The sequence below is a fragment of the Nocardioides sp. InS609-2 genome, from assembly GCF_023208195.1.
Classification (GTDB): Bacteria; Actinomycetota; Actinomycetes; order Propionibacteriales; family Nocardioidaceae; genus Nocardioides.
On the sequence record NZ_CP060034.1, the window covers coordinates 928904 to 952476 of the forward strand.

General features: G+C 69.6%; 21 protein-coding genes. 8 read left to right on the forward strand and 13 right to left on the reverse strand.

What is annotated here, in order from left to right:
* Positions 1-7: 7 nt before the first annotated feature.
* Positions 8-1798: a proline--tRNA ligase gene (locus H4Q84_RS04920; protein WP_248582292.1), complete on the reverse strand. Its 1791-nt coding sequence runs from the start codon at positions 1796-1798 to the stop codon at positions 8-10.
* 110 nt (positions 1799-1908) lie between these two features.
* On the opposite strand from H4Q84_RS04920, the gene H4Q84_RS04925 reads away from it, so the two are divergent.
* On the forward strand, positions 1909-2892 hold the full coding sequence (locus H4Q84_RS04925; protein ID WP_248582293.1) for a hypothetical protein: 984 nt from the start codon (positions 1909-1911) through the stop codon (positions 2890-2892).
* On the opposite strand, the gene H4Q84_RS04930 is transcribed toward H4Q84_RS04925, so the two are convergent.
* From H4Q84_RS04930 to dxr, 6 genes are all read right to left on the reverse strand, one after another.
* Entirely contained in the window at positions 2873-3241 is a 369-nt protein-coding gene (locus H4Q84_RS04930) for a hypothetical protein (protein ID WP_248582294.1), read from the reverse strand. The two genes, H4Q84_RS04925 and H4Q84_RS04930, sit on opposite strands and share 20 nt — an antisense overlap.
* A gap of 30 nt (positions 3242-3271) precedes the next feature.
* Entirely contained in the window at positions 3272-4120 is an 849-nt protein-coding gene (locus H4Q84_RS04935; RefSeq protein WP_248582295.1) for a DUF4081 domain-containing GNAT family N-acetyltransferase, read from the reverse strand.
* A gap of 146 nt (positions 4121-4266) precedes the next feature.
* Entirely contained in the window at positions 4267-5394 is a 1128-nt protein-coding gene (locus H4Q84_RS04940) for a hypothetical protein (protein WP_248582296.1), read from the reverse strand.
* Between the two features lie 85 nt (positions 5395-5479).
* Complete coding sequence (ispG, locus tag H4Q84_RS04945) at positions 5480-6643, reverse strand: flavodoxin-dependent (E)-4-hydroxy-3-methylbut-2-enyl-diphosphate synthase (RefSeq protein WP_248582297.1); 1164 nt, start codon at positions 6641-6643, stop codon at positions 5480-5482.
* A gap of 31 nt (positions 6644-6674) precedes the next feature.
* The gene (locus H4Q84_RS04950; protein WP_248582298.1) at positions 6675-8024 is read right to left on the reverse strand and encodes a site-2 protease family protein; all 1350 of its coding nucleotides are present in this window, start codon (positions 8022-8024) and stop codon (positions 6675-6677) included.
* Positions 8025-8046: 22 nt separating this feature from the next.
* Positions 8047-9144, reverse strand: coding sequence for a 1-deoxy-D-xylulose-5-phosphate reductoisomerase (gene dxr, locus H4Q84_RS04955; RefSeq protein WP_248582299.1), 1098 nt, complete (start codon positions 9142-9144; stop codon positions 8047-8049).
* A gap of 157 nt (positions 9145-9301) precedes the next feature.
* On the opposite strand from dxr, the gene H4Q84_RS04960 reads away from it, so the two are divergent.
* Genes H4Q84_RS04960 through H4Q84_RS04975 form a run of 4 tightly spaced genes read left to right on the forward strand, consistent with a single transcriptional unit; the run spans position 9302 to position 13192 of the window.
* Positions 9302-10429 (forward strand): ABC transporter substrate-binding protein, encoded by a 1128-nt coding sequence (locus H4Q84_RS04960; RefSeq protein ID WP_248582300.1) that lies wholly within the window; start codon positions 9302-9304, stop codon positions 10427-10429.
* Between the two features lie 2 nt (positions 10430-10431).
* On the forward strand, positions 10432-11346 hold the full coding sequence (locus H4Q84_RS04965) for an ABC transporter permease subunit (protein ID WP_248582301.1): 915 nt from the start codon (positions 10432-10434) through the stop codon (positions 11344-11346).
* On the forward strand, positions 11343-12137 hold the full coding sequence (locus tag H4Q84_RS04970; RefSeq protein ID WP_248582302.1) for an ABC transporter permease subunit: 795 nt from the start codon (positions 11343-11345) through the stop codon (positions 12135-12137). The genes H4Q84_RS04965 and H4Q84_RS04970 overlap by 4 nt, the downstream gene beginning before the upstream one ends.
* Complete coding sequence (locus H4Q84_RS04975; RefSeq protein ID WP_248582303.1) at positions 12134-13192, forward strand: ABC transporter ATP-binding protein; 1059 nt, start codon at positions 12134-12136, stop codon at positions 13190-13192. The genes H4Q84_RS04970 and H4Q84_RS04975 overlap by 4 nt, the downstream gene beginning before the upstream one ends.
* A 72-nt stretch (positions 13193-13264) precedes the next feature.
* On the opposite strand, the gene H4Q84_RS04980 is transcribed toward H4Q84_RS04975, so the two are convergent.
* Positions 13265-13867 carry a hypothetical protein gene (locus H4Q84_RS04980; RefSeq protein ID WP_248582304.1) on the reverse strand — a complete coding sequence of 201 codons (603 nt, stop codon included), beginning with the start codon at positions 13865-13867 and terminating at the stop codon, positions 13265-13267.
* 100 nt (positions 13868-13967) lie between these two features.
* Here H4Q84_RS04980 and H4Q84_RS04985 point away from each other — a divergent pair, with 100 nt between their 5' ends.
* Positions 13968-14558: a helix-turn-helix domain-containing protein gene (locus H4Q84_RS04985; RefSeq protein ID WP_248582305.1), complete on the forward strand. Its 591-nt coding sequence runs from the start codon at positions 13968-13970 to the stop codon at positions 14556-14558.
* Positions 14559-14572: 14 nt separating this feature from the next.
* Positions 14573-15871: an MFS transporter gene (locus H4Q84_RS04990; protein ID WP_248582306.1), complete on the forward strand. Its 1299-nt coding sequence runs from the start codon at positions 14573-14575 to the stop codon at positions 15869-15871.
* Between the two features lie 290 nt (positions 15872-16161).
* Here H4Q84_RS04990 and H4Q84_RS04995 read toward each other — a convergent pair whose 3' ends face one another.
* The 5 genes from H4Q84_RS04995 to H4Q84_RS05015 all read right to left on the reverse strand — a co-directional run bounded on the left by H4Q84_RS04995 (position 16162) and on the right by H4Q84_RS05015 (position 22053).
* Positions 16162-16464, reverse strand: a complete 303-nt coding sequence (locus tag H4Q84_RS04995; protein WP_248582307.1) for a tetratricopeptide repeat protein — start codon at positions 16462-16464, stop codon at positions 16162-16164.
* Positions 16465-16678: 214 nt separating this feature from the next.
* Positions 16679-17914, reverse strand: a complete 1236-nt coding sequence (locus H4Q84_RS05000) for a saccharopine dehydrogenase C-terminal domain-containing protein (RefSeq protein ID WP_248582308.1) — start codon at positions 17912-17914, stop codon at positions 16679-16681.
* Entirely contained in the window at positions 17907-19340 is a 1434-nt protein-coding gene (locus H4Q84_RS05005) for a gamma-aminobutyraldehyde dehydrogenase (RefSeq protein ID WP_248582309.1), read from the reverse strand. Before H4Q84_RS05005 ends, H4Q84_RS05000 begins: the two co-directional genes overlap by 8 nt.
* A 99-nt stretch (positions 19341-19439) precedes the next feature.
* Positions 19440-20402: a hypothetical protein gene (locus H4Q84_RS05010; protein WP_248582310.1), complete on the reverse strand. Its 963-nt coding sequence runs from the start codon at positions 20400-20402 to the stop codon at positions 19440-19442.
* 91 nt (positions 20403-20493) lie between these two features.
* Positions 20494-22053: an amidohydrolase gene (locus tag H4Q84_RS05015; protein WP_248582311.1), complete on the reverse strand. Its 1560-nt coding sequence runs from the start codon at positions 22051-22053 to the stop codon at positions 20494-20496.
* A 149-nt stretch (positions 22054-22202) separates the two neighbouring features.
* Here H4Q84_RS05015 and H4Q84_RS05020 point away from each other — a divergent pair, with 149 nt between their 5' ends.
* Positions 22203-23573 carry an aspartate aminotransferase family protein gene (locus H4Q84_RS05020; RefSeq protein ID WP_248582312.1) on the forward strand — a complete coding sequence of 457 codons (1371 nt, stop codon included), beginning with the start codon at positions 22203-22205 and terminating at the stop codon, positions 23571-23573.

Genomic DNA, 23573 nt, shown 5'->3' on the forward strand with positions numbered 1-23573 from the left:
GAGCACCCTAGCCCGGCGAATGGTGGCGTCGGCCGCGGACTGTCTCCACCAGCCTCGCGGCCGCGTCGCCCACGGCGACCTCGGTCTTGTCGCCCGTACGACGGTCCTTGATGTCGACGGTGCCGTCGGCCAGCCCGCGACCGACCGTGACGATCGTCGGCACTCCGATGAGCTCGGCGTCCTTGAACTTCACGCCGGGTGAGACCTTGCCCGTGCGGTCGTCGTAGATCACGTCGATGCCCTGGGCCGAGAGGTCGTCAGCCAGCTGTGCCGCGGCCTCGAAGATGGCCGGGTCCTTGCCGGCCGCGACGATGTGCACGTCGGCCGGCGAGACCTCACGGGGCCAGCACAGACCGATCTCGTCGAGCGTGTTCTCGGCGATGGCGGCAACAGCCCGCGAGGGGCCGACGCCGTAGGAGCCCATGGTGACGGTGACGAGCTTGCCGTTCTCGTCGAGGACCTTGAGGTCGAGCGCGTCGGCGTATTTGCGACCGAGCTGGAAGATGTGGCCCATCTCGATGCCGCGTGCGGACTCCAGCGTGCCCTCGGTGCAGTTGGGGCAATCGTCGCCGTCCCGGACGTCGGCGGCCTCGATGGTGCCGTCGGGGGTGAAGTCGCGACCGGCCACCAGGTCGATGACGTGCTGGCCGGAGAGGTTGGCGCCGGTGACCCAGCGGGTGCCCTCGACGACGCGGGGGTCGACGAGGTAGCGGATGCCCGAGGCCGACTTCTCGCCCAGCGCGTCGGGGCCGATGTAGCCCTTGACCAGGGCGGAGTGTGCCGTGAGCTCCGCCTCGGTCATCGCGTCGACCTCGATCGGCTCGAGCTGGCCCTCGAGCCGCTTCTGGTCGACCTCGCGGTCGCCGGGCAGGCCGATGGCGAGGGGCTCCCGGGAGCCATCGGGGTGCTTGAGCACGAGCAGGACGTTCTTGAGCGTGTCGCCGGCAGCCCAGGGCCGGTCCCCGCGCGGGTACTTCTCGTTCAGGAGCGCGACGAGCGTGTCGATCGTGGGGGTGTCGGGCGTCTCCTCGGCATGCGCGGCGGGCACGTCGTCGTACGCCAGGGCGGCGGGCGGGCGGACCGCGACCGCCTCGACGTTGGCGGCGTAGTCGCAGTGGGTGCACCGGACGTAGGTGTCCTCGCCGACCTCGGCCTTGGCGAGGAACTCCTCCGATCCCGAGCCGCCCATGGCCCCCGAGGTGGCCTTGACGATGACGTACTCGAAGCCGAGCCGGTCGAAGATCCGGATGTAGGCCTCGCGGTGTGCCTGGTAGGAGCGCTCGAGCCCGGCGTCGTCGATGTCGAACGAGTAGGAGTCCTTCATGATGAACTCGCGGCCGCGCAGGATGCCCGCACGGGGCCTCGCCTCGTCGCGGTACTTGGTCTGGATCTGGTAGATCGAGAGCGGCAGGTCCTTGTAGGAGGAGTAGAGGTCCTTCACGACGAGGGTGAACATCTCCTCGTGCGTAGGCCCGAGCAGGTAGTCGTCGCCCTTGCGGTCCTGCAGGCGGAAGATGCCGTCGCCGTACTCGGTCCAGCGGTTCGTCGCCTCGTAGGGGGCCTTGGGCAGCAGCGCCGGGAAGAGCATCTCCTGCGCGCCGATCGCGTTCATCTCCTCGCGGATGATGTCCTCGATCCGGCGCAGCACCTTCAGGCCCAGCGGCAGCCACGTGTAGATGCCCGGCGCATTGCGACGGATGTAGCCCGCGCGGACCAACAGCCGGTGGCTCGGGACCTCAGCGTCGTTGGGGTCGTCGCGGAGTGTGCGCACGAAGAGCTGGGACATCCGGAGGATCATGGGCAGAGGGTACGGCGGCACGCGGGGCCGTCGCGAACCAGTTGGCACCAACTGCCCGCTCGTCTCGTCTCTACGGGTGACACCCGACCACACCAGGGGGAACCATCAGCATGAAGACCAAGCTCACGGCCATCGCCGTCGCCGCGGCGGGAGCGCTCATCGCAGCGCCCGTCTTCGCCGCCGTACCGAAGACGAGTACCGACCCGGCCACCCTTGCGCGGGGGGCGGACGTCGCCACGGCGTACGTCGACGACACGACGTTCGTGAACGGCGACGTGCGGGTGGAGCTGGGCGGCCGCTACCCCTGGTTGCTGGGTCGCTCCGGCGCCGACCACCTGGTGGCGGTCTCGGACAAGAACATCAAGGTGCGCCGCATCGACCCCACTGGAGGCGTCACCACAGTGCTCACGGTCCGCGACGCCGCGTCGGTCCACCTCTCCGAGAACGGGCGCAAGATCGTCATCACGGGCGTCACGGGCGGCAAGAACCAGCCCCGGACGATCTACTCGGCCAGGACGGGCGAGAAGCTGCAGAGCCGAAAGTTCGACCTCTACCCCACCACGGTGGGCATGAAGGGCGCCAAGGTGATGTTCACGAGCCAGGAGGGCGGCACCTTCTGGTGGAACACCCGCAAGGACACCATCAAGTTGGTGACGAAGCGAGTGAGCGGGGCGGTGGACTTCCGCCACGACCTGATGTCGAGCTTCACGGCTGACGTCTACGCGGGCGGCTGCATGCTGCTCACCTCCATCAGCGACCCCAAGACGCCGAGCTGGCGGTCGTGCAAGGAGCGGGTGGAGAGCTTCTCACCGGACGGCAGGCTGATCTCGACGGTCCCCATCCTCAGTGACGGGATCGGCCCGAGAGAGGTCACCGTGCGCACCGTGACCGGCACCAGGGTGGCGACATACACCACCACCGGCTGGTTCGGCCGGGTCGACTGGGAGGACGACGACACTCTCCTGCTGGAGTCCCACGGCAAGAAGCAGAGCGCCGTCGTCAGGTGCACGGTCACCGAGTGCGAGAACGCCACCGATCCGGAGCCGACCGAAGACCCCGTGAACGAGCAGTCCCTCAGCCGCGGGCGGCCTTGAGCGCCGTACGGATCATCGGGATCTGCATCGGGAGCCGCGCCAGCGTGCCGGCCTTGAGGGCGGTCTTGTTCGACTTCTGCACGTCGGCCGCCATCTTGAAGTTGGCCGGGTAGACCGCCAGCAGCAGCCCGGCAGTGGCCCAGCCGGCGACCTTGCGCGTGCGCGGGTGCAGCAGTCCGCCCGCACACAGCAGCTCGAGGACACCGCTGGCGTAGACGACCTCGCGCTTGGCCGGGATCGCCTCGGGCATGATCGGCTCGTAGACCTCGGGCTTCACCAGGTGGATGGTCGCGGAGAGGACGAAGAGTCCCGACAGGGCGACGAGGTCCTTGGACAGGGGTGCGGTCATGCTCGACAACCTAACCGGCGGCTCGGTCGCTCAGAACATGATGGTCGAGAACGTCGTCGACTCCTGGAAGCCCACCCGTTCGTACGCCGCCCGGGCCGGGGCGTTCCATTCGTTGACGTAGAGCGACACCGACGGCGCGATCTCGCGACGTACGGCGGCAACCACGGCCGCCATCCCGGCCGTGGCCAGGCCCCGGCCGCGAAATTCTGGCGGCACGAACACACCCTGCACCTGCGCGGCGTACGGCGAGACGCAGGCGACCTCGGCCTTGAACAGCACCCGGCCGTCGTCGTCGAAGCGGGCGAACGACCAGCCCCGGGCGATCAGCTGGAGGATGCGGGCGCGGTAGTACTCCCCGCCGCCGCCGGCCTCGGGAGAGACGCCGACCTCCTCGGTGTACATCGCGACGCAGGCCGGGTAGAGCCGTGCCAGGTCCTCACGGGTCGTGGGCCGGACGAGCGGGTCGGGCTCGGTGAGCGGGTCGTCGGACAGCACCAGGTGGGGCTGGCGCCAGCGGCACTCGCGCGGCGGCCCCCACTCCCCCGCCAGCACGTCCCACATCACGTCGACCGACGCCGACGGACCCACGATGGTCGACGAGGTGCGCCCCCGGGCCACCGCCTTCTCGGCGAAGGCCTGCGCGGCGACCTGGTCGCACTGCACCGGCACCATGTTGGCTGCGACGTGGCACGCGCCGGCCAGCTCGCCGTCCTCGAAGTAGCCCCACATCTCCCCGCCCAGCCAGCGCGGGTCGAGGTTGGTGGTGCGAGCCCGGTAGTCGGCGAAGACGTTGACGACCGCATCGCGCGCGGCAAGCGCGGAGAACGAGGCGAGGTCCGCGGCACCGAGCACGCGAACTCCCCGGCGGGTCGTGAGCACGGCGCGAGCCTACGCGGAAAGCGGTCGGGACTTCCCGGCAGATCTGCATGCTCCGCAACCATTCGAACGACACCGAGTTGTTCGCACCCCGGTCTGGGGTCGTGCGGCTCGCGAGATCGGCCGACGCGGTGGGATCGACGGCGCGGTCAGGACGGCCACCGGCGGGTCGCGAAGCGGTCCTCGCTCGTCTCCTTGGTGGTGGTCAGACCGAGCGTGCGGCGGACGATCTGGCTGCGCATGCTGTGCCAGTAGGAGGCCTCCATAGCCTCGGCCCGGTCCTCGGGGACGCGGTATCCGCTGGTGCGGATCGCCACCGTCTCGGCCTCCCGCACGTGGATCGCCCAGGTCTCCCCCGGTCGGCCCGGACGGCTCGGCCGCCAGGCGAAGCGGATCCTGCCCCTGGCCCGCTCGATCGTCACGCAGTGCCCGGCGAACCGCTTCTTGCAGGGGTTCTTCATCCAATCCGGCGGCCGCGGGATCGCGAGCACGTCGTGCGTCCCGGTGTAGCCCCAGCCCTTCTTGAACGTCAGCCGAGCACCGAGGGTGCCGGTGCCGAACCGGCGTTTCAGCGGCGAGGGATGCATGGTCTTGTAGGCACCGAAGCCACTCCGCGACAGTATGTACGCCGCGGCGAGGGCCCGGTCGCTCGACGGCACGATCGTCAGGGCCAGCGGGTCGGGCTCGCCACCCTCCCAGTCGGCCAGCGCGGCCCCGAGGTCGACGACCGCCTGGGTGGTCAGCAACCGCAACCGCGGGTCCTGGGCGACGCTGGTGATCATGTCGACCGGGAACTGCAGCTGCATCTGGCGCGGGTCCTTGGTGATGGTGTCGCCCGACGAGTAGGCGATGACCTGCTCGTCGTCGTGGCGGTAGACCACGAGCACGATGCCCGGGTCCTCCTCCGGCTCCTCGAGTTGCCAGACCAGCGTCGTGGTCGTGCCCGGCGGGGACGCCAGGTCCGCGCAGTGGGAGTACTCCGAGCAGGACGCTTCGTGGCGCGGTCCGACACTCACCCGCACCAGGTCGCCGTCGTATTCTCCGTCGCCGTTGTAGCGGAGGTCCGCGCCGAGCAGGCCGTCGGGGTGGCGCTGGTGGGTGTACATCGCCGACCGGCTGGTGGTGTCGGTCGGGAGGTGCTCGAGCGCGACTGCGGCAATGGCGCGCTGGGTGATCGGCACCAGCTCCTCGCGAGCCGCGTCGGTCGCCGACGAGGCGGAGACGGGCACGAGCAGAGCGAGCAGGGCGGCGGTGGAGAGTCCCGCAATCCTCTTCATGGCCGCGACGGTATCTCGCGGGGTCAGGAGACGGAGACGTCCGCGGTGGCGCCAGAGCTGTCCTCAGAGGCCGCGATGCCGAACGTCAGCTGACGCTGACCGTCGGCTCCGCACCCTCAAGGGCTTCCATGCCCTCGGCGATGCGCATCGCCTCTTCGATCAGGGTCTCCACGATCTGCGACTCGGGGACGGTCTTGATGACCTCGCCCTTGACGAAGATCTGGCCCTTGCCGTTGCCCGAGGCGACACCGAGGTCTGCCTCGCGGGCCTCGCCGGGGCCGTTGACGACACATCCCATGACGGCCACCCGAAGGGGCACCTCGAGGCCCTCGAGCCCGGCCGTGACCTGCTCGGCCAGCGTGTAGACATCGACCTGGGCGCGGCCGCACGACGGGCACGAGACGATCTCGAGCTTGCGCTCACGCAGGTTGAGCGACTGGAGGATCTGGAGGCCGACCTTGACCTCCTCGACCGGGGGCGCCGACAGCGACACCCGGATCGTGTCGCCGATGCCCTGGCTGAGCAGCGCGCCGAACGCGGTGGCCGACTTGATGGTGCCCTGGAAGGCCGGCCCGGCCTCGGTGACGCCGAGGTGCAGGGGCCAGTCACCGGCCTCGGCGAGCAGCTCGTAGGCGCGCACCATGATGACCGGGTCGTTGTGCTTGACCGAGATCTTGAAGTCGTGGAAGTCGTGCTCCTCGAAGAGCCCGGCCTCCCAGACCGCGCTCTCGACGAGCGCCTCGGGCGTCGCCTTGCCGTACTTGTCCATGATCCGCTTGTCGAGCGAGCCGGCGTTGACGCCGATGCGGATCGAGGTGCCCGCGTCTTTCGCCGCTCTCGCAATCTCACGAACTTGGTCGTCGAACTTGCGGATGTTGCCGGGATTCACGCGGACGGCGGCACACCCGGCGTCGATGGCCGCGAAGACGTACTTCGGCTGGAAGTGGATGTCGGCGATCACCGGGATCTGCGAGTGCTGGGCGATCTCGGCCAGGGCGTCGGCGTCGTCCTGGCTCGGGCAGGCCACCCGGACGATGTCGCAGCCCGACGCGGTGAGCTCGGCGATCTGCTGGAGCGTCGTGTTGACGTCGCTGGTGAGCGTCGTGGTCATCGACTGCACCGAGATCTGGTGGTCGCTGCCGACGCCGACCTTGCCGACCTGGATCTGGCGGGTGGGGCGACGCGGGGCGAGGACCGGCGGCGGCATGGGGGGCATGCCCAAACCAATGGGCGCGCCTACGGAAGTCATGACATCAGTCTAGGGACCGGCGGGTGATAGCTCACTCCGGGACGTGGAGCGGCACCACGAGGTCGCCGACGATCAGCACCACACCCATGACCAGCAGGCTCAGCCCGACGACGTACGCGATCGGCAGCAGGCGGGCCACGTCGACGTAGCCGGGGTCGGGGCGGCCCCGGAGCTTCGCCCAGCCGCGGCGCAGGGCCTCCCACAGTGCGCCGGCGATGTGGCCACCGTCCAGCGGCAGCAGCGGCACGAAGTTGAACATGCCGATGAAGAAGTTGAAGCCCGCGACCAGCATCAGCAAGAAGACGGCCTTCTCCTTCACCGGGAAGGTGTCGTGGGAGACCGTCTCGCCGGCGAAGCGGCCGCCACCCACGATCGAGACCGGGCTGTCGATCGCCCGCTCCTGCAGGCCGACGATCGCGCGGCCCACACCCCACACCTTGGTCGGCAGGTGAGCGAGCGCCTGCACCGTCTCGACGGTCATGTGGCCCATCTGGCCCAGCGTGTAGCCGACCCCTCCGGTCGCCCGCTGGACCGTCGGCGTGACGCCGAGGAAGCCGACCTGTTCGAGCTTGGGGTCATCGGGGGACGTGGGTCGCGCGGCGACGGTCGTGTTGGTGTCGACGGTCATCTCGGTGCCGTCGCGCAGGATCGTGATGGTCGCGGCACCGGCGTCGTTGTCACGGATGAGCTTCGAGAGCTGGGCCCAGGTCGAGACGGACTCGCCGTTGAAGGCGAGGAACTCGTCGCCCTCCTGCAGCCCGGCCATCACGGCCGGGGTCGGCGGGTCGGCCTCGGTGCACGCTCGGCTGTCTTCGGCCGCAGGCACCACGCACGCGGCGACGTTGTCGACCGTGAGGCTCACCTCGGGGTCGCTGGGATTGCCGTACGTCGCGAAGACCGGCGCGAAGATGAGGAACGCGATGACGATGTTGACGGTCGGGCCGGCCGCCATGACGATCACCTTCTGCCACCATTTGAGGCGGTAGAAGAGGCGGGGCTCGTCCTCGGGACCGATGGTCTCCCACTCGGCTGCACGCGCATCGGAGATGAGCTGGGTGAACATCCCGGTGTTGGACTTGCGGACCTTCACGACGCGGTTGCCGTCCGCGTCGATCTCCACAGAGTCGGCGAGCTTGGCGGCGCCCGGCGGGAGCATGCCGACGATCTTCACGAAGCCACCGAGCGGGATCGCCTTGACGCCGTACTGGGTCTCCCCGACCTGCTTGCTCCACACCGTGGGGCCGAAGCCGATGAAGTACTGGGTGACCTTCCCGCCGAACTTCTTCGCCGGGATCATGTGCCCCAGCTCGTGCAGGCCGATCGACACCAGGATCGACACCACGAAGGTGACGACGCCGAGTGTGTAGAAAAGGGCGGTCATGGAGTGCGGGTCCCCCGGTGCTTCAGCTGATGAGACGGGCGGCCTCGTCGCGCGCCCAGGCATCAGCGGCGAGGACGTCGTCCACGGTGAGTTGTTGCTCCGAGGGTACGTCGTGCGCGGTGACCACGGCGTTCACAGTGTCGACGATGTCGACGAATCTCAGCCGCCCGGTCCGGAACGCCTCTACGCACACCTCATTTGCGGCGTTGTAGACGGCGGGCGCCGTGGATCCACGCTCACCCGCCGCCCGCGCGAGCGCGACCGCCGGGAACGCCTCGTCGTCGAGAGGGAAGAACTCCCAGGTCTGCGCTGTCGTCCAGTCCACCGAGGGCGCCGCGTCGGGCACCCGGTCGGGCCAGCCGAGACCGAGCGCGATCGGGATGAGCATGGTCGGCGGGCTCGCCTGGGCGAGCGTCGAGCCGTCGACGAACTCCACCATCGAGTGCACGACGCTCGTCGGGTGCACCACCACCGCGATGCGGTCGAACGGGATGTCGAAGAGCAGGTGCGCCTCGATCACCTCGAGCCCCTTGTTGACCAGGGTCGCGGAGTTGATGGTGATCACCGGGCCCATGGCCCAGGTCGGGTGGGCCAGCGCCTCGTCGACGGTCACGTCGGCCAGCTGGTCACGGGTGCGCCCGCGGAACGGTCCGCCCGAGGCGGTCAGCACGAGCCGTCGTACCTCTTGGGCGGTGCCACCGCGCAGGCACTGCGCCAGCGCGGAGTGCTCGGAGTCGACGGGCACGATCTGGCCGGGTGCGGCGCGGTCGAGCACCAGCGGGCCACCCATGATCAGCGACTCCTTGTTGGCCAGGGCGAGCGTGTTGCCGGCATCGAGCGCCGCGAGCGTGGGTCGCAGACCGACGGCGCCGGTGATGGCGTTGAGTACGACGTCGCACTCGGCCGCCGCCAGCTCGTTGGACGCGGCCTCGCCGAGGCCGTGGTGGGCCGGCGCGAACTCGGCGACCTGGGCCTCGAAGAGGGCGGGATTCGAGCCGCCGGCGGTGAGCCCGACGACCCGGAACCGGTCGGGGTGGGCACGCACCAGGTCGAGGGCCTGGGTCCCGATGGATCCGGTCGATCCGAGGATGACGACATCACGTCTCTGCACGCCACCCATCCTTCCAGCCCGGGGTCGTTGACCCGCAGGTCCCCGTGTGGTCGGCTGCACTTCTCGGGACTGGAATCCGCCTCGCCCCCGCCGTACACGTGGAGGCCCCATGCTGACCCGCGAACACCTGGACACAACTCATTCCCGACGAGAGGTTCACCAGCACATGAGAAAGACACGCATTCCGGCACTGCTGGCGGCGGCCGCCACCGTGCTGACACTGGCCGCCTGTGCGCCGCCCGAGGACAAGGGCAACGACACGAAGACCGAGTCCGGCACCCCCGCCGGCGAGGCGACCTCGCTGGCCGACTTCGGTGACCTGGACACCCTCGTCAAGGCCGCCCAGGACGAGGGCGAGCTCAACGTCATCGCGCTGCCGCCCGACTGGGCCAACTACGAGGAGATCATCAACACGTTCTCCGACAAGTACGACATCGAGGTCAACTCCGACCAGCCGACGGCGGCCAGCCAGGAGGAGATCACCGCAGCGGAAGACCTCAAGGGGACCAACCGTGCCCCCGACGTCTTCGACCTCGGCCAGTCGGTCGCACTCGCCAACACCGACCTGTTCGCGCCATACAAGGTCGAGACCTTCGATGACATCCCGGCCGAGTTCAAGGACCCGGACGGCACGTGGGTCAACGACTACGGCGGCTACATGTCGATCGGCTACGACTCGGCCAAGGTGCCCGACGTGACCTCGCTCGAGGACCTGCTCGGCCCGGAGTTCAAGGGCAAGGTCGCGCTCAACGGCAACCCGACCGAGGCCGGCGCCGCGTTCAGCGGCGTGATGATGGCGGCCATCTCCAACGGCGGCTCCGCCGACGACATCGCGCCGGGCGTGGACTTCTTCGGCGACCTGAAGAAGGCCGGCAACTTCCTGCCCGTCGACCCCGACTCCGCGACCATCGAGTCGGGCCAGACGCCCGTGGTCATCGACTGGGACTACCTCGGCGCAGCTGCCGCGGCCAACGTCGACACCTGGAAGACGGTCGTGCCCGAAGGGGCAGTCGTGGCCGGCTACTACTACCAGGCCATCAATGCCGACGCTCCGCACCCGGCGGCGGCCCGGTTGTGGCAGGAGTTCCTCTACAGCGACGAGGGCCAGAACCTGTGGCTGAAGGGGGGCGCTCGCCCGGTCCGCGGCGACGCCATGGCTGAGGCCGGCACTATCGACGCCGACCTGTGGGGTGCCCTGCCCGAGGTCGCCGGCGACGCGGTGATCCCGACCAACGAGCAGACAGAGAAGGCCGGCACCTACCTGGCCGACAACTGGTCGAAGGTCATCAGCTGACCGTGAGCGTCTCCGACCTCGCGACGCCGGCACCGGTGGCGGGCACTCCGCCCGCCATCGGTGCTGGTCGTCGTACCTCCCTCGGCTCCTACCTGGCGCTGCTGCCGTTCCTCGGCTTCCTGCTGGTCTTCTTGATCGTGCCAACGGTCACGGTCATCGTGGGCGCCTTCCGGGGCGAGGACGGCGGCTTCACGCTCGGCAACGTCCGCGCGCTGACGTCCGACGCCGCCCTCAACGCGCTCTGGAAGAGCATCCTGCTGTCGGGCAGCACAGCGGTCATCGGCGCCGTCCTGGGCGCCGTGCTCTCCTACCTCATCCTGTCCCTGGGTCCACGCAGCCTCCTGCGGCGGGCCACGCTCTCGGTGTGCGGCGTACTCGCACAGTTCGGCGGCGTGACGCTCGCGTTCGCGTTCATCTCGCTGCTCGCCATCAACGGCGTCCTGACGCAGGCACTGGATTCCTGGATCGGCCTGGACATCTATGGCTCCGGCTGGCTGTTCGGTCTCAACGGCCTGATCGTGGTCTACATCTACTTCCAGATCCCCCTGATGGTCATCGTCTTCACCCCAGCGCTCGAGGGCCTCCGCCCGCAGTGGCGAGAAGCCGCCGTCAACCTGGGCGCATCGTCGAGCCAATACTGGCGGCAGGTCGGATTCCCGCTGCTCACCCCGGCGTTCCTGGGCTCGATGCTGCTGCTCTTCGCCAACGCCTTCGCGGCGTACGCGACCGCGGCGGTGCTGGTCAGCCAGGGCAACCCGATCACGCCCCTGTTCATCCGGTCGGCGCTGACCAGCGAGATCCTGCTGGGCCAGGCCAACCTCGGCTTCGCACTGGCGCTGCAGATGATCATCGTCGTGGCGATCGTGATGGCGCTCTACGCCTTGTTGCTGCGTCGTACGGCGCGGTGGATGAGGTGACGACGCCGTCGCTCGGCTTCCGGATCTTCCGCGGAGTGATGCTCACGGTCTTCGCCGTCTACTTCCTGCTGCCCCTGCTGTCGATGCTCGACTTCAGTACGCGTGGCCACGGCGACGAGGGTCGCAACTGGGGCGCCTGGCGGGCGCTGGTCGAGAACAAGGACCTGCGCGAGGCGATCATCGCCTCGCTGCTACTGGCGCTTTTCACCGTCCTCCTGATGATCGTGCTGCTGGTGCCCACGATGATCTGGGTGCGGCTGAAGGTGCCGGGGATGTCGCGGGTCATCGAGTTCCTGTGCCTGCTGCCGCTGACGATCCCGGCCCTGGTGATCGTTGTCGGCATCGCCAACGTCTACGCCTGGGTGACCTACCTCTTCGGCGACTCGCCCCTGACCCTGACGTTCGCGTACGCCGTACTCGTGCTGCCCTACGCCTACCGCTCCATCGACGCAGGCCTGGCCGCGATCGATGTCACGACCCTCGCCGAAGCGGCCCGCTCGCTCGGGGCAGGCTGGTTGACAGTGATCGTCCGGATCGTGCTGCCCAACATCGTGAGCGGCGTCCTCAGCGCCGCTTTCATCTCGGTGGCGCTGGTCCTGGGTGAGTACACCTTCGCCTCGCTACTGCACTTCGACACGATGCCGGTCGCCCTGACCGCCATCTCAAAGTCCGACGCGGCGACCGCCGTCGCTGGCTCGCTCGCATCGATCATCGTCGTCTCGATCCTGTTGCTGGGGCTCTCGTTCCTCAGCGGCAACCGGGCTCCCGACGTCGAAGGAGTCAAGGAATGACCATCGCCCCCGCCACCAACCGCGGCCTGGCCGTCGAGCTCACCGACCTGACCCGGGTCTACGGCTCGGTGCACGCCCTCGACGGGCTGACCCTGCACCTGAAGCCCGGCGAGCTGGTTGCCCTGCTCGGCCCGTCGGGCTGTGGCAAGACCACCGCGCTGCGGATCCTGGCCGGCCTCGACCGGCCGTCGTCCGGCACGGTCGAGGTCGGCGGCAAGGACATCACCGCGGTCCCCGCCAACAAGCGCGACATGGGGATGGTCTTCCAGGCCTACAGCCTCTTCCCGCACATGACGGTGCGCGACAACGTGGCGTTCGGCCTCAAGCTGCGTGGCAACTCCTCGTCCGTGCGCAAAGGCCGGGCCGACGACATGCTCGAGCTGGTCGGGCTCGGCATCCACGCCGACCGCTACGCGCACCAGCTCTCAGGTGGCCAGCAGCAGCGCGTGGCGCTGGCCCGTGCGTTGGCCATCGAGCCGTCGGTGCTGCTGCTCGACGAGCCGCTGTCGGCGCTCGACGCGAAGGTGCGCGCGCAGCTGCGCGACGAGATCCGCCGCGTGCAGCTCGAGGTCGGCACCACCACGCTCTTCGTCACGCACGACCAGGAGGAGGCGCTGGCCGTCGCCGACCGGGTGGGCGTGATGAACGCCGGCCGCCTCGACCAGATCGACGCACCCGCCGAGCTCTACGCCCACCCCGCCACCCGCTTCGTCGCGGAGTTCGTCGGACTCAACAACCTGCTGGCGGCCGAGGTCGACGGCGGCACCGCCCACGTGCTCGGCGTGACCGTGCCCGCGATCGACGGCTCGATCACCTCGGGCAGCGGCCAGGCGATGGTGCGCCCGGAGGCGATCACCGTCGGTGGCGAGGGCGCCGACAACGCGACCGTCGTCTCCGTCGGCTTCCTCGGGCCGATCTCCCGGGTCTACGCCGACATCGACGACGGCCAGCACGTGATGGCCCAGATCGCCAGCTCGCTCGCGATCACGCTCAACCCCGGCGACCGGGTGCGGCTGGGCATCGAGCCCACTCCCCTGCTCGTCGTCGACGCCTGAGAGGTCAGATCGCGCGGTAGTCCGGGGCAAAATGCACCTCGCCGGCCATATCCTGGTGCATTTTGCCACGGACTACCCCGGCAAACGGATGGTTCCTCCGGCGAGCAGGGGGCCGAAGACGTCGTCCTCGACCTCCCCGGCGGCGACGGCCAGGAGGTGCTCGCCGAGAGGTACGGCGCGGCCGACGACCACGCGGAGCGGAGCGTCGGCGGGTACGTCGGCGCAGCCGGCGGGGTTGCTGCGACCGGCCGTCATGGCGGTCGCCCACGTCAGCTCGCCCGTGTCATCGGCCGTGATGACCGGGACGTCCCCGACGGGCGTTTCGGGACGGGTGCCGAGCACTCGCATCGCCGGGGTCGGCTGCTCGGAGTCGTGCACCACCGCGCCCACGCGCGCACAGGCCAGCGTCGCGATCACGGCGTACTCGGGCGGCAGGTCCGAGAGCACCACCTCGGCCCCGATGCCCAGGTCGAACGCAGTCAGCACGCCTGCGAAGGCGCCGACCTCGGTCAGCAACCGGGCATAGGAGTAGTCGCGGTCGCCGGCAAGGGCAAGCGAATCGGCCAGCCCGCTCACGACGTGTCGGTCGAGCGCGTTGTAACAGGCGTTCAGCGTGCCGGGGAGCTCGGCGGAGGGTCGCCGGAACCAGGCGAGGTCCGCGGTCGGGTCGGTCATGGCGGCATCCTTCCAGCGCTTCGTGGTTACCCGGGTGCCCCGGTCGGGACAATGCGAAGCAGTCGCTTCACATTGCGCCGACCTGTGCAAACATGAAGGCATGACTTCACGTAAGCCGCCTCCCCGGCGCGACCTCGCGCAGGAGGCGCTCGGAGCCCTGGCGGTGCCGGTCCGCTACGCGCTCATCAGCCACCTGCTCTCTGCCGGCCCGCGCACGGCCAGCGAGTGCGCCGTGGTCGTCGGCGAGAGCGCCAGCAACTGCTCGTGGCACCTGCGGGCCCTCGCGCAGGTGGGCCTCGTCGAGCCGGCTGAGCGCGAGGGGGACGGCCGCAGTCGCCCGTGGCGGGCGGCTGTGCCCGGGTTCGCGTTCGCTGACGACTCCCCCGCCGGAGATGTCGCCGCGGCCGCGCTGACCAGCATCTCGGCGCGTCACGCCGACGAGCTCTACCAGCGCTACCTGGATCGTCGCGGAGAGCTGCCCGCGCCGTGGCGCGCGGCAACCGACAACAACTACGCGCTGCGCGTGACACCCGCGGAGGCCGAGCAGCTGATGACAGCCATCGACGACGTGCTCCGGCCCTACGTCCGGCCGATCCGGCCGGACGCTCCGCAGGGCAGCGAGATCGTGCACGTCACCCTGCGCGGCTTCCTCGACCCCGACGTCGCGCGCGAGTCCGGACAGGGCTCCTGACCGCCCTGAAGCGGGTGGCCGCGACCCCCGGCGTGACCCGGCTGGGTGCGGCAGGCCTGCTCAGCGAGCTCGGCGACTGGTTGATGATGGTGGCGCTGCCGCTGTTCGTGCTCGAGCTCACCGACTCCGCTCCCCTCACCGCCGTGGTGTTCGCGCTGCAGCTGGCCCCGACCGTGCTCCTCGGCACCGCCGCCGGCGTCCTGGTGGACCGGATGAATCCGTGGCGGTTGATGGCAGCCGTCGCCGGCGGCCAGGCCGCCGTACTGCTCGGGCTCCTCGCGGTCGACGGCCGGGCCGACCTGTGGCTGCTGTTCGTCGTGGTGGTCTTGCAGGCGGTGCTGAGCACCGTCATCGAGCCCGCTCGGCTGGTGCAGGCGTCCGCGCTGGTCCGGCCCGACGACTTCGCCACGCTCAACCAGGCCATGGGAGTGCTCTCCAGCCTCGCCCGGCTCGTCGGCGCGCCGCTGGGAGGCCTGGTGCTCGGACTCTGCGGCATCAACGGCGTGGTCGTGGTCGCGGTCTCCCTGTACGCCGTGACTGCCGTCGTCTTCCTGCTCGGCCGGCGTACGGCAACGACACCGCGATCGGACGCCTCCCTCGACCGGGCGCAAGGGCTGGCCGCCGTTTGGGCTGACTGGCGCGAGGGACTCGCCGTCATCGCGCACACCCCTGCCCTGCGCCGCTTGTTGGCCGTAACCGCGGTCAGCTCGGTGGCCCAGGGAGCCTTCGTCGTGCTGTTCGTGCTGTTCGTCCTCCGAGACCTCGACGGCAGCCAGGCAGACGTAGGACTGCTGCGTGGCGTCCAGGCTGTCGGCGCACTCCTCGGAGGCGTGGCACTGGTCGGCCTGCTCGGGAGGTGGCAGCCGGCGCGGATGCTCTCGTGGTCGCTGTTCCTCTTCGCCGGACTGTCGCTGGCGATCTGGAACGCCCCGGTGGTCACCACCGAGACCGGCGTGTACGCCGTGTTGTTCGCGCTGGTCGGAGTCCCGGGGCTGGCGGCATGGACCGCGCTGGTGACCATGCTCCAGTCACTCTCGGACGACGCCAGCCGTGGTCGCGTGGTGAGCACCTTCTTCGCGGTGCAGGGCGCGGCCCAAGCACTTGGCATGCTGGTCGCGGGCTTCGCCGAGGGCAGCATCGGCCTCGGTCCAGCCCTGCAGGCGCAGGCCTCGCTGCACCTGCTGGCGGCCGCGCTCAGCCTGCGGCCGGCACGCATTCCTGCTGCTGCCGGTGCCAGCCGCCGGGTCAGGGCAGCGCCGCCAGGGCAGCCCGGACGTCGGCGGCCTCCGGGGAGCCGACCTCGTCGAAGTTGAACAGGGCTCGGCTCCACAGCTCGCCCGCACCGGTCTGTCGCCCTCGGCCAGCGCGATCCTCACCAGCCCGTCCTGGCTCCGGGCCAGCTCGTAGCGGCTGCCCAGGTCGTCGGCCAGCGGGCCGCCTCGCTCGAACCAAGCGCGGGCCCCGACGAGCTCCCCGGCAGCCAGCAGCGTGAACCCCGCGTTGCACTGGATCGACGCCTCGACGTTCCGGTCACCGGTCTCGCGGGCCAGCCGCAGGCTCTCCTCGTGGTGGTGCATCGCCTCCTCGGTGCCACCCAGCACGGTCAGCGCGTTGCCGAGGGTGGTGTGCGCGTGTTGGCGGTACCGGCCGCGCCGATCTGGGTGGCCATGGCGATCGGCTCGCGGGCCGCCTCGACGGCACCCTCCGCGTCCTGGCGTAGCAAGTGCACCTCGCCCAGGTTGTTCATCGCGACGGCGGCCGTCGACCGGTCACCTTCACGCACCGCCTCACGCCAGGCGCGGGAGTGGTGCGCCGCCGACTCGTCGTGGTCACCGAGGTGGAAGTGGATCACCGCGACGTTGCCCAGCAACGCCGGCGGTGTGCTCCCTGGCGTACTCGTAGTCACCCGGAGCAGCCTCTGCCGGCGTCGGGCCGAGGAGCGGTGCCAGCAGGGCGACGACGGCGCCGAGGACCGTGGCTCGCAGGGTCGGCGCGAGACGTCGGTCGGGCGTGCGCGTGAGGTCATGGTCGTGGATCCCCGTGGGTGCGCAGTGGACGCGCGCTCGCAGCGTAGGGCGGCGCCGCTCCCCAGGCCGTTCCCGAACGACCCCGAACACCCGTCAGCCGACCGGGTCGAGCTCCTGCTGTCCCCACGGGGAGCCGTACTCGGTGAGCAGGTCGAGGAAGGGCACGGCGTCGAAGGCCTCCGCCCCGAGCACACCGGCGCCCGACCACACGCCCCGGGCGAGCAGCTCGAGCGCGACGACGGGGTTGACCGCGGTCTGCCAGACCACGCACTGATGGCCGTACTCGGCCATCGACCACTCGTTGTCGACGACATGGTAGAGGTAAGTCGACCGAGGCGCGCCGTCCTTGTCCTTGCCGGTGACCCAGAGCCCGGCGCAGGTCTTGCCCTTCATCCTCGGCCCGAGCTCGGCCGGGTTGGGCAGGCACGCGGCCACCACATCACGCGGTGACACCTCGGCGCCGCCGACCCTCACCATCTCGGTGGAGTCGAGGCCCAGCTTGTGGAGCGTCTTGAGCACGTCGATGAACTCCTCGCCGAGGCCGTATTTGAAGGTGGCGCGCTTGGCCTCGACCCAGCGCGGCATCAGGAGCACCTCCTCGTGCTCGACGTTGACGCACTCGACCGGCCCGATGCCCTCGGGGAACTCGAAGACCTCCGGCTCGCTGAACGGCGCGGTGGTGAACCAGCCGCGGTCCTTCTCCCACACCACAGGCGGGTTGAGGCACTCCTCGATCGTCGTCCAGATGGAAAATGTCGGAGCGAACGACGTCGATCCATCTGGGCCCTCGACGGTCAGGTTGGCGCCGTCGCGCACCCCGAGCTCGTCGATCTCGCCGAAGAGGTGGTCCGCGGCGTACCGCGCGAAAACGTCGGAGAGCCCCGGCTCGACACCGATCCCGCAGAGCGCCAGGCGCCCCGCGGACTCCCACTCCCCCGCCACCGCGAACTGCTCGTCGCCGAGCTTCACCCCGGTCTGCTCGTACGGCGCGTCCGGATGCGGTCGCGAGAGCGACATGGCCATGTCTAGGTAGTCGGCCCCCGCGGCGTACGCGCCCTCGAAGATCGGCATGACGAAGCGTGGGTCGACGGCGTTCATCACGTGGGTGATCGAGTGCTCGCGGCACAGCGCCTCGACCGAGGACGCCGACGAGGCGTCGACCTCGGCGGCGGTGAAGCGGTCGTCGACCGCGGCCGCCCGCTCGGCGCTGGCGACGGTGTAGTCACCGATCACCATCGCCTCGAAGAAGTCGCGCCTCGCCGCGATCGCGGCGAACGCGCCGCCGACACCCCCGGCGCCGACGAGGAGGATGCGCATCGAGTCACTCACCGATGTAGCTCATGACGTGCTTGACGCGCGTGTAGTCCTCGAGGCTGTACATCGACAGGTCCTTGCCGTAGCCGGAGTGCTTGAACCCACCGTGGGGCATCTCGGAGATGAACGGGATGTGGGTGTTGATCCACACCACGCCGAAGTCGAGCTTGCGCGACATCCGCATGGCGCGGCCGTGGTCCTTGGTCCACACCGACGACGACAGGCCGTACTTCACGCCGTTGGCCCAGCGCAGCGCCTCGGTCTCATCGCTGAACTGCTGCACGGTGATGACGGGGCCGAAGATCTCGTCCTGGATCTGCTCGTCGTCCTGGCGCAGCCCCGAGAGGACGGTGGGCTCGTAGAAGTAACCCGTCTCCCCCTGTCTGCGGCCACCCGTCTCGAGGTTCGCGTGGTCGGGGAGCCGGTCGACCAGGCCGGTGACCCGCGCCAGCTGGTCGGCGTTGTTGAGGGCGCCGTACAGCACGTCCTCGTCGTCGGGCATGCCCGTCCTGATGGCCTTGGCCGCCTCGGTGACGGCAGCCACGAAGTCGGCGTGGATGCCAGGTCCGGCGAGGACCCGGGTCGCGGCGGTGCAGTCCTGGCCGGCGTTGAAGTAGCCCGCCTCGGCGATGGAGGCAGCCGCGGCCTCGACGTCGGCGTCGTCGAAGACGATCACCGGCGCCTTGCCGCCGAGCTCGAGGTGCACCCGCTTCACGTCGGCTGCGGCGGAGCCGGCCACCTGCATGCCGGCACGCACCGACCCGGTGATGGCGACCATCTGCGGTGTGGGGTGCTCGACCAGTGCCCGCCCGGTGTCGCGGTCGCCGCACACCACGTTGAGCACGCCGGGCGGGAGGAACTCCTGGCACAGCTCGGCCAGCAGCGTCGAGCTCGCCGGAGTCGTGTCGCTCGGCTTGAGTACGACGGTGTTTCCGGCCGCCAGCGCGGGAGCGATCTTCCAGATCATCATCATCAGCGGGTAGTTCCACGGCGTCACCTGCCCGACGACGCCGATCGGCTCGCGGCGTACGAACGAGGTGTGGTCGGCGAGGTACTCACCGGCCGACTTGCCCTCCAGCACCCGTGCGGCGCCGGCGAAGAAGCGGAAGTGGTCGGAGCTGGGCGGCAGCTCCTCACTCGCGGTCAGGCCGAGGGGCTTGCCGGTGTCGCGCGACTCGACGCGGACGATCTCGTCGGCGCGCTCGTCGATGGCGTCGGCGATCCGCAGGAGGGCGCGGGAGCGTTCCTGGGGGGTGCTGCTCCCCCAGCCCTCGAACGCTGCGTCGGCTGCGGCATAGGCGCGGTCGAGGTCAGCGGCCCGCGACATGGGTGCACGAGCGTAGACCTCACCCGTGCTGGGGTCGACCACGTCGTAGGTCTCTCCGGACGCAGCGTCCACGAGCTCTCCGCCGATGACATTCTTGAAGGAATCTGTTGACATGGGCCGACCTTAACCACTGACCCCACGGATTCGATAGGTGTTCACCACGACTCTCGACTGATTCCGTCGTCATCGCTCGACGCGAGGTCGTTGATGACCTCAGGGCCAGGGGATCACGATGCGCACCTCGCGCCTCTCACCGCGCGAGAGGCGCACCGTCGTCGAGTCGACCGGGTCGGCTCCGCCGCCCAGGCATCCCGTGACCAGGTTGTCGACGGCGCAGACCTGGTAGGGGTGCGCGGCGAAGGAGTCCATCGTGAACCTCCCCGCGGAGTCCGTGCCCACCCCGAAGCGGCGCGACGTCGGCCAGTTCGGGTTCGGGATCGGATCGGTGAGGTCGAGGGCGGCGACCTGGGCGTTCTGCACCGGAGTGCCGTCAGGCCGGGTGACCGTCCCGTAGATGGTCGAGCCGGTCCTCAGGCGCGCGGCGGGAAGCCTGGTCGTGACACCGGAGCGCACCTTCACCCGGAGTGAGCCCTTGATCGTGCTGGTGCCGCCCCAGAACATCGGCGCGTTGTTGCCCGCGGCGAGGTGAGGGTCGATCCTCACCCGGAACGTGCCCGGGGTCAGCAGGGGCAGGCTGATCCGACCGGCGGCGTCCGTGCTGGCGTAGTAGGGCAGCACTTTCCTGACCCAGCTGCCCTTGCCGTTGCGGTGGAAGAGATCGAGCATGACGTCCTCGAGTGGCCCGGCATCGCCGAGGACCCGGGCCTTGATCCTGCCGCCGCGCGCGAGCCGCCTGTCGTAGCGCTCATGACCGGCAATCTGCACCGGCAACGAGCCGATGCCGATGTAGCGCTTCTTGGGATCGAAGAAGTCCATGCTGTACGTGTTCGCCTGCGGAAGCTCGATCCGGTAACGACCCCGGGCATCGGTGTGGTCCAGGCCGTCGACTTCCGACAGGTGCCCGGCCGTGACCGCGATGCCGGACACCGGTTTGCCCGTCGTCTGGTCCCTGACCTGCCCGGAGATGGAGTACGACGACTCTGTCACCCCCGGATCGGCCTGGGCGACCTGTGCTCCGCTGGCGACCAACCCACCCACGAGCAGAGACACCGCCATGGCCCGAAACGTCATTGCTTTCCCCGATCATCGAACGGACCCACCGGTTGGGTTCCGCGGGTGTGACTCGGTGTGGGCCGGGTTTGTTGCGTCAGCCGTGCACCTTCACGCCGTCGACCCACGTGGAGACCACTTTGGTGGAGCCGATCTCGTCGACCGACCCGGCAAACGGGTCGCGGTCGAGCACCACCAGGTCGGCCACCGCGCCGGGCCGGACGACCCCCGCGTCGTCGCGGTGGTTGATCCAGGCACTGCCCGACGTGTACGCCGCGAAGGCGGTCTGCAGGTCGATCGACTGCTCGGGCAGGAAGGGATCGTTGCCGGCCGGGCCGTCCATGCCATAGGCGGTGCGGTTGACGGCCGTATGCATGGCGAGCAGCGGGTCGGGCGTGCTCACCGGCCAGTCGCTGCCGGCGACCAGCCGGGTGCCGGCGCGGTGCAGGTCGCCGAAGGGGTACTGCTGGCGGCCGCGCTCCTCGCCGATGAACGGCAGGGTCAGCTCGATCATCTCGGGCTCGCGGCAGGCCCACAGCGTCTGCAGGTTGGCCGCGATCCCGAGGTCGGCGAACCTCGCGACGTCGTCGGGGTGGACGATCTGGAGGTGGGCCAGGTGATGGCGCAGGTCGGTGCGCCGGTCCAGACCGTCGAGACCCGCGAACGCATCGAGCGTCTCGCGGACGGCCCGGTCACCGATCGCGTGGACGTGGATCTGGAAACCGTCCTGGTCGAGCGCCGCGACAGTCCTGCTCAGCGCGGCCGCGTCGACGAAGGAGTGACCGCGATTGTCGGTCGCGTGACCGCACTTGTCGAGGTACGGCTCGAGCATCGCAGCCGTGCCGTTCTCGGCAACGCCGTCCTGCATGACCTTGACGCTGGTGGCCCGGAACCGCCCGTGCGTCAGCTCGTCTCGCCGGCGACGCAGCTCGGCCAGCTGCTCGATGCCCCGGTTGCGCTCCCACCACAGTGCGCCCACGACGTACGCCGTGAGGTCGCCGCGGCGAGCGGCCCGCCAGTAGATCGGGCCAGGGTCGTCCATGCCGGCGTAGGAGCCGACGATGGCGTCCTGCCAGCCGGTGACGCCGAGCGAGTGCAGGAAGCGCTGTCCTTCGAGGAGCGCCCCGTCGTACTCCTCGTCATGGGTGCGGGGCAAGACCTCGGTGACCAGGCGCATCGCGCCCTCGTGCAGGGTGCCGGTCGGCTCTCCGGCGGCGTCCCGCTCGATGCGCCCGTCGCGCGGGTCAGGCGTGTGGCGGTCGATGCCGGCCCTCCGCAGCGCTGCCGTGTTGAGCCAGGCGCCGTGGTGGTCACGGTTGGGCAGGAACGCCGGCCGGCCCGAGATCGCCGTGTCGAGGTCGGCTGCCGTCGGCGTCCCGCCGGGGAACACCGCCATCGACCACCCACCACCGAGGATCCACGGTCGGTCCGGGTGGGTGTCCGCGTAGTCACGCACGGTCTCCAAGTAGGCGACCCGGTCCTCCTTCACCCCCGAGAGGTCGCAGCGGACGCGTTCCAGCCCGCCCTGCACCGCGTGCACGTGGGCGTCGACGAAGCCGGGAGCGAGCATGCCGCCGGCCAGGTCGACCACCTCGCCCGCGTGGTCCAGGTCCGGGCCGACCGCGACGATCCGGTCACCATCGACCGCGACATCCACCTGACCGACGTGATCATGTCCGTCAAACACGGATCCGTTGCGAAAGACGACAGTCATATCAGCGATTCTGCACGGATTCCGTGCGTCTGCGGACGAAATGGCCACGGAATCCCTTGCGTCGACGAGTGCGGAACCGCAGGATGGTCGCCATGGACACAACGTACGACCATTTGCAGCAGGCCGCCAAGGACCACCTATGGATGCACTTCACCCGGCATTCGACCTATGACCACGCCGAGGTGCCGGTCATCGTGCGCGGTGAGGGCGCCTACATCTGGGACAGCCACGGCAAGCGCTACCTCGACGCGCTCGCTGGGCTCTTCGTCTCCCAGCTCGGCCACGGGCGCGAGGACCTGGCCGACGCGGCCGCCGCCCAGGCACGCGAGCTGGCGTTCATGCCGCTGTGGTCCTACGCGCACCCGAAGGCGATCGAGCTGGCCCAGCGGGTCGCGGGCTACGCGCCCGGCGACCTCAACCGGGTGTTCTTCACCAGCGGCGGCGGTGAGGCAGTAGAGACGGCGTGGAAGCTGGCCAAGAACTACTTCAAGCTCACCGGCAAGCCGATGAAGCACAAGGTCATCAGCCGCACCATCGCCTACCACGGCACCACCGCCGGCGCCCTGTCGATCACGGGCCTGCCAGGTCTCAAGCAGCAGTTCGAGCCGCTGGTGCCCTCGACGTTCCGGGTACCCAACACCAACTTCTACCGAGCCCCCGAGCGCGCCGACGACCTCGAGGCGTTCGGCCTCTGGGCCGCCGACCAGATCGCGGTCGCGATCGAGAACGAGGGCCCCGACACCGTCGCCGCGGTCTTCCTCGAGCCGGTGCAGAACGCCGGCGGCTGCTTCCCGCCGCCGCCCGGCTACTTCCAGCGGGTCCGCGAGATCTGCGACGAGTACGACGTCCTGCTGGTCTCCGACGAGGTCATCTGCGCTTTCGGGCGTCTTGGCCACATGTTCGGCGCCGAACGCTACGGCTACCAGCCCGACATCATCACCTGTGCCAAGGGCATCACCTCGGGCTACGCGCCTCTCGGCGCGATGATCGCCACCGACCGGCTGATGGCGCCGTTCCTAGAGGGCACCAACTCCTTCGCGCATGGCTACACGTTCGGCGGGCACCCGGTCTCGGCCGCCGTGGCCATGGCCAATCTCGACGCGTTCGAGAACGAAGGCATCCTCGAGCACGTCCGCGACAACGAGGGCGCCTTCCGGGCGACACTCGAGCGGCTGCTCGACCTGCCCATCGTCGGCGACGTACGCGGCGACGGCTTCTTCTACGGGATCGAGCTGGTCAAGGACAAGGAGACCAAGGAGAGCTTCAACGACGCCGAGTCCGAGAAGCTGCTGCGTGGCTACCTCTCCAAGGCGCTGTACGACGAAGGTCTCTACTGCCGCGCCGACGACCGCGGCGACCCGGTGATCCAGCTGTCGCCGCCGCTGATCTGCACCCAGGAGCACTTCGACGAGATCGAGAGCATCCTGCGGGTGGTGCTCGACAAGGCCTGGTCGATGCTCTGA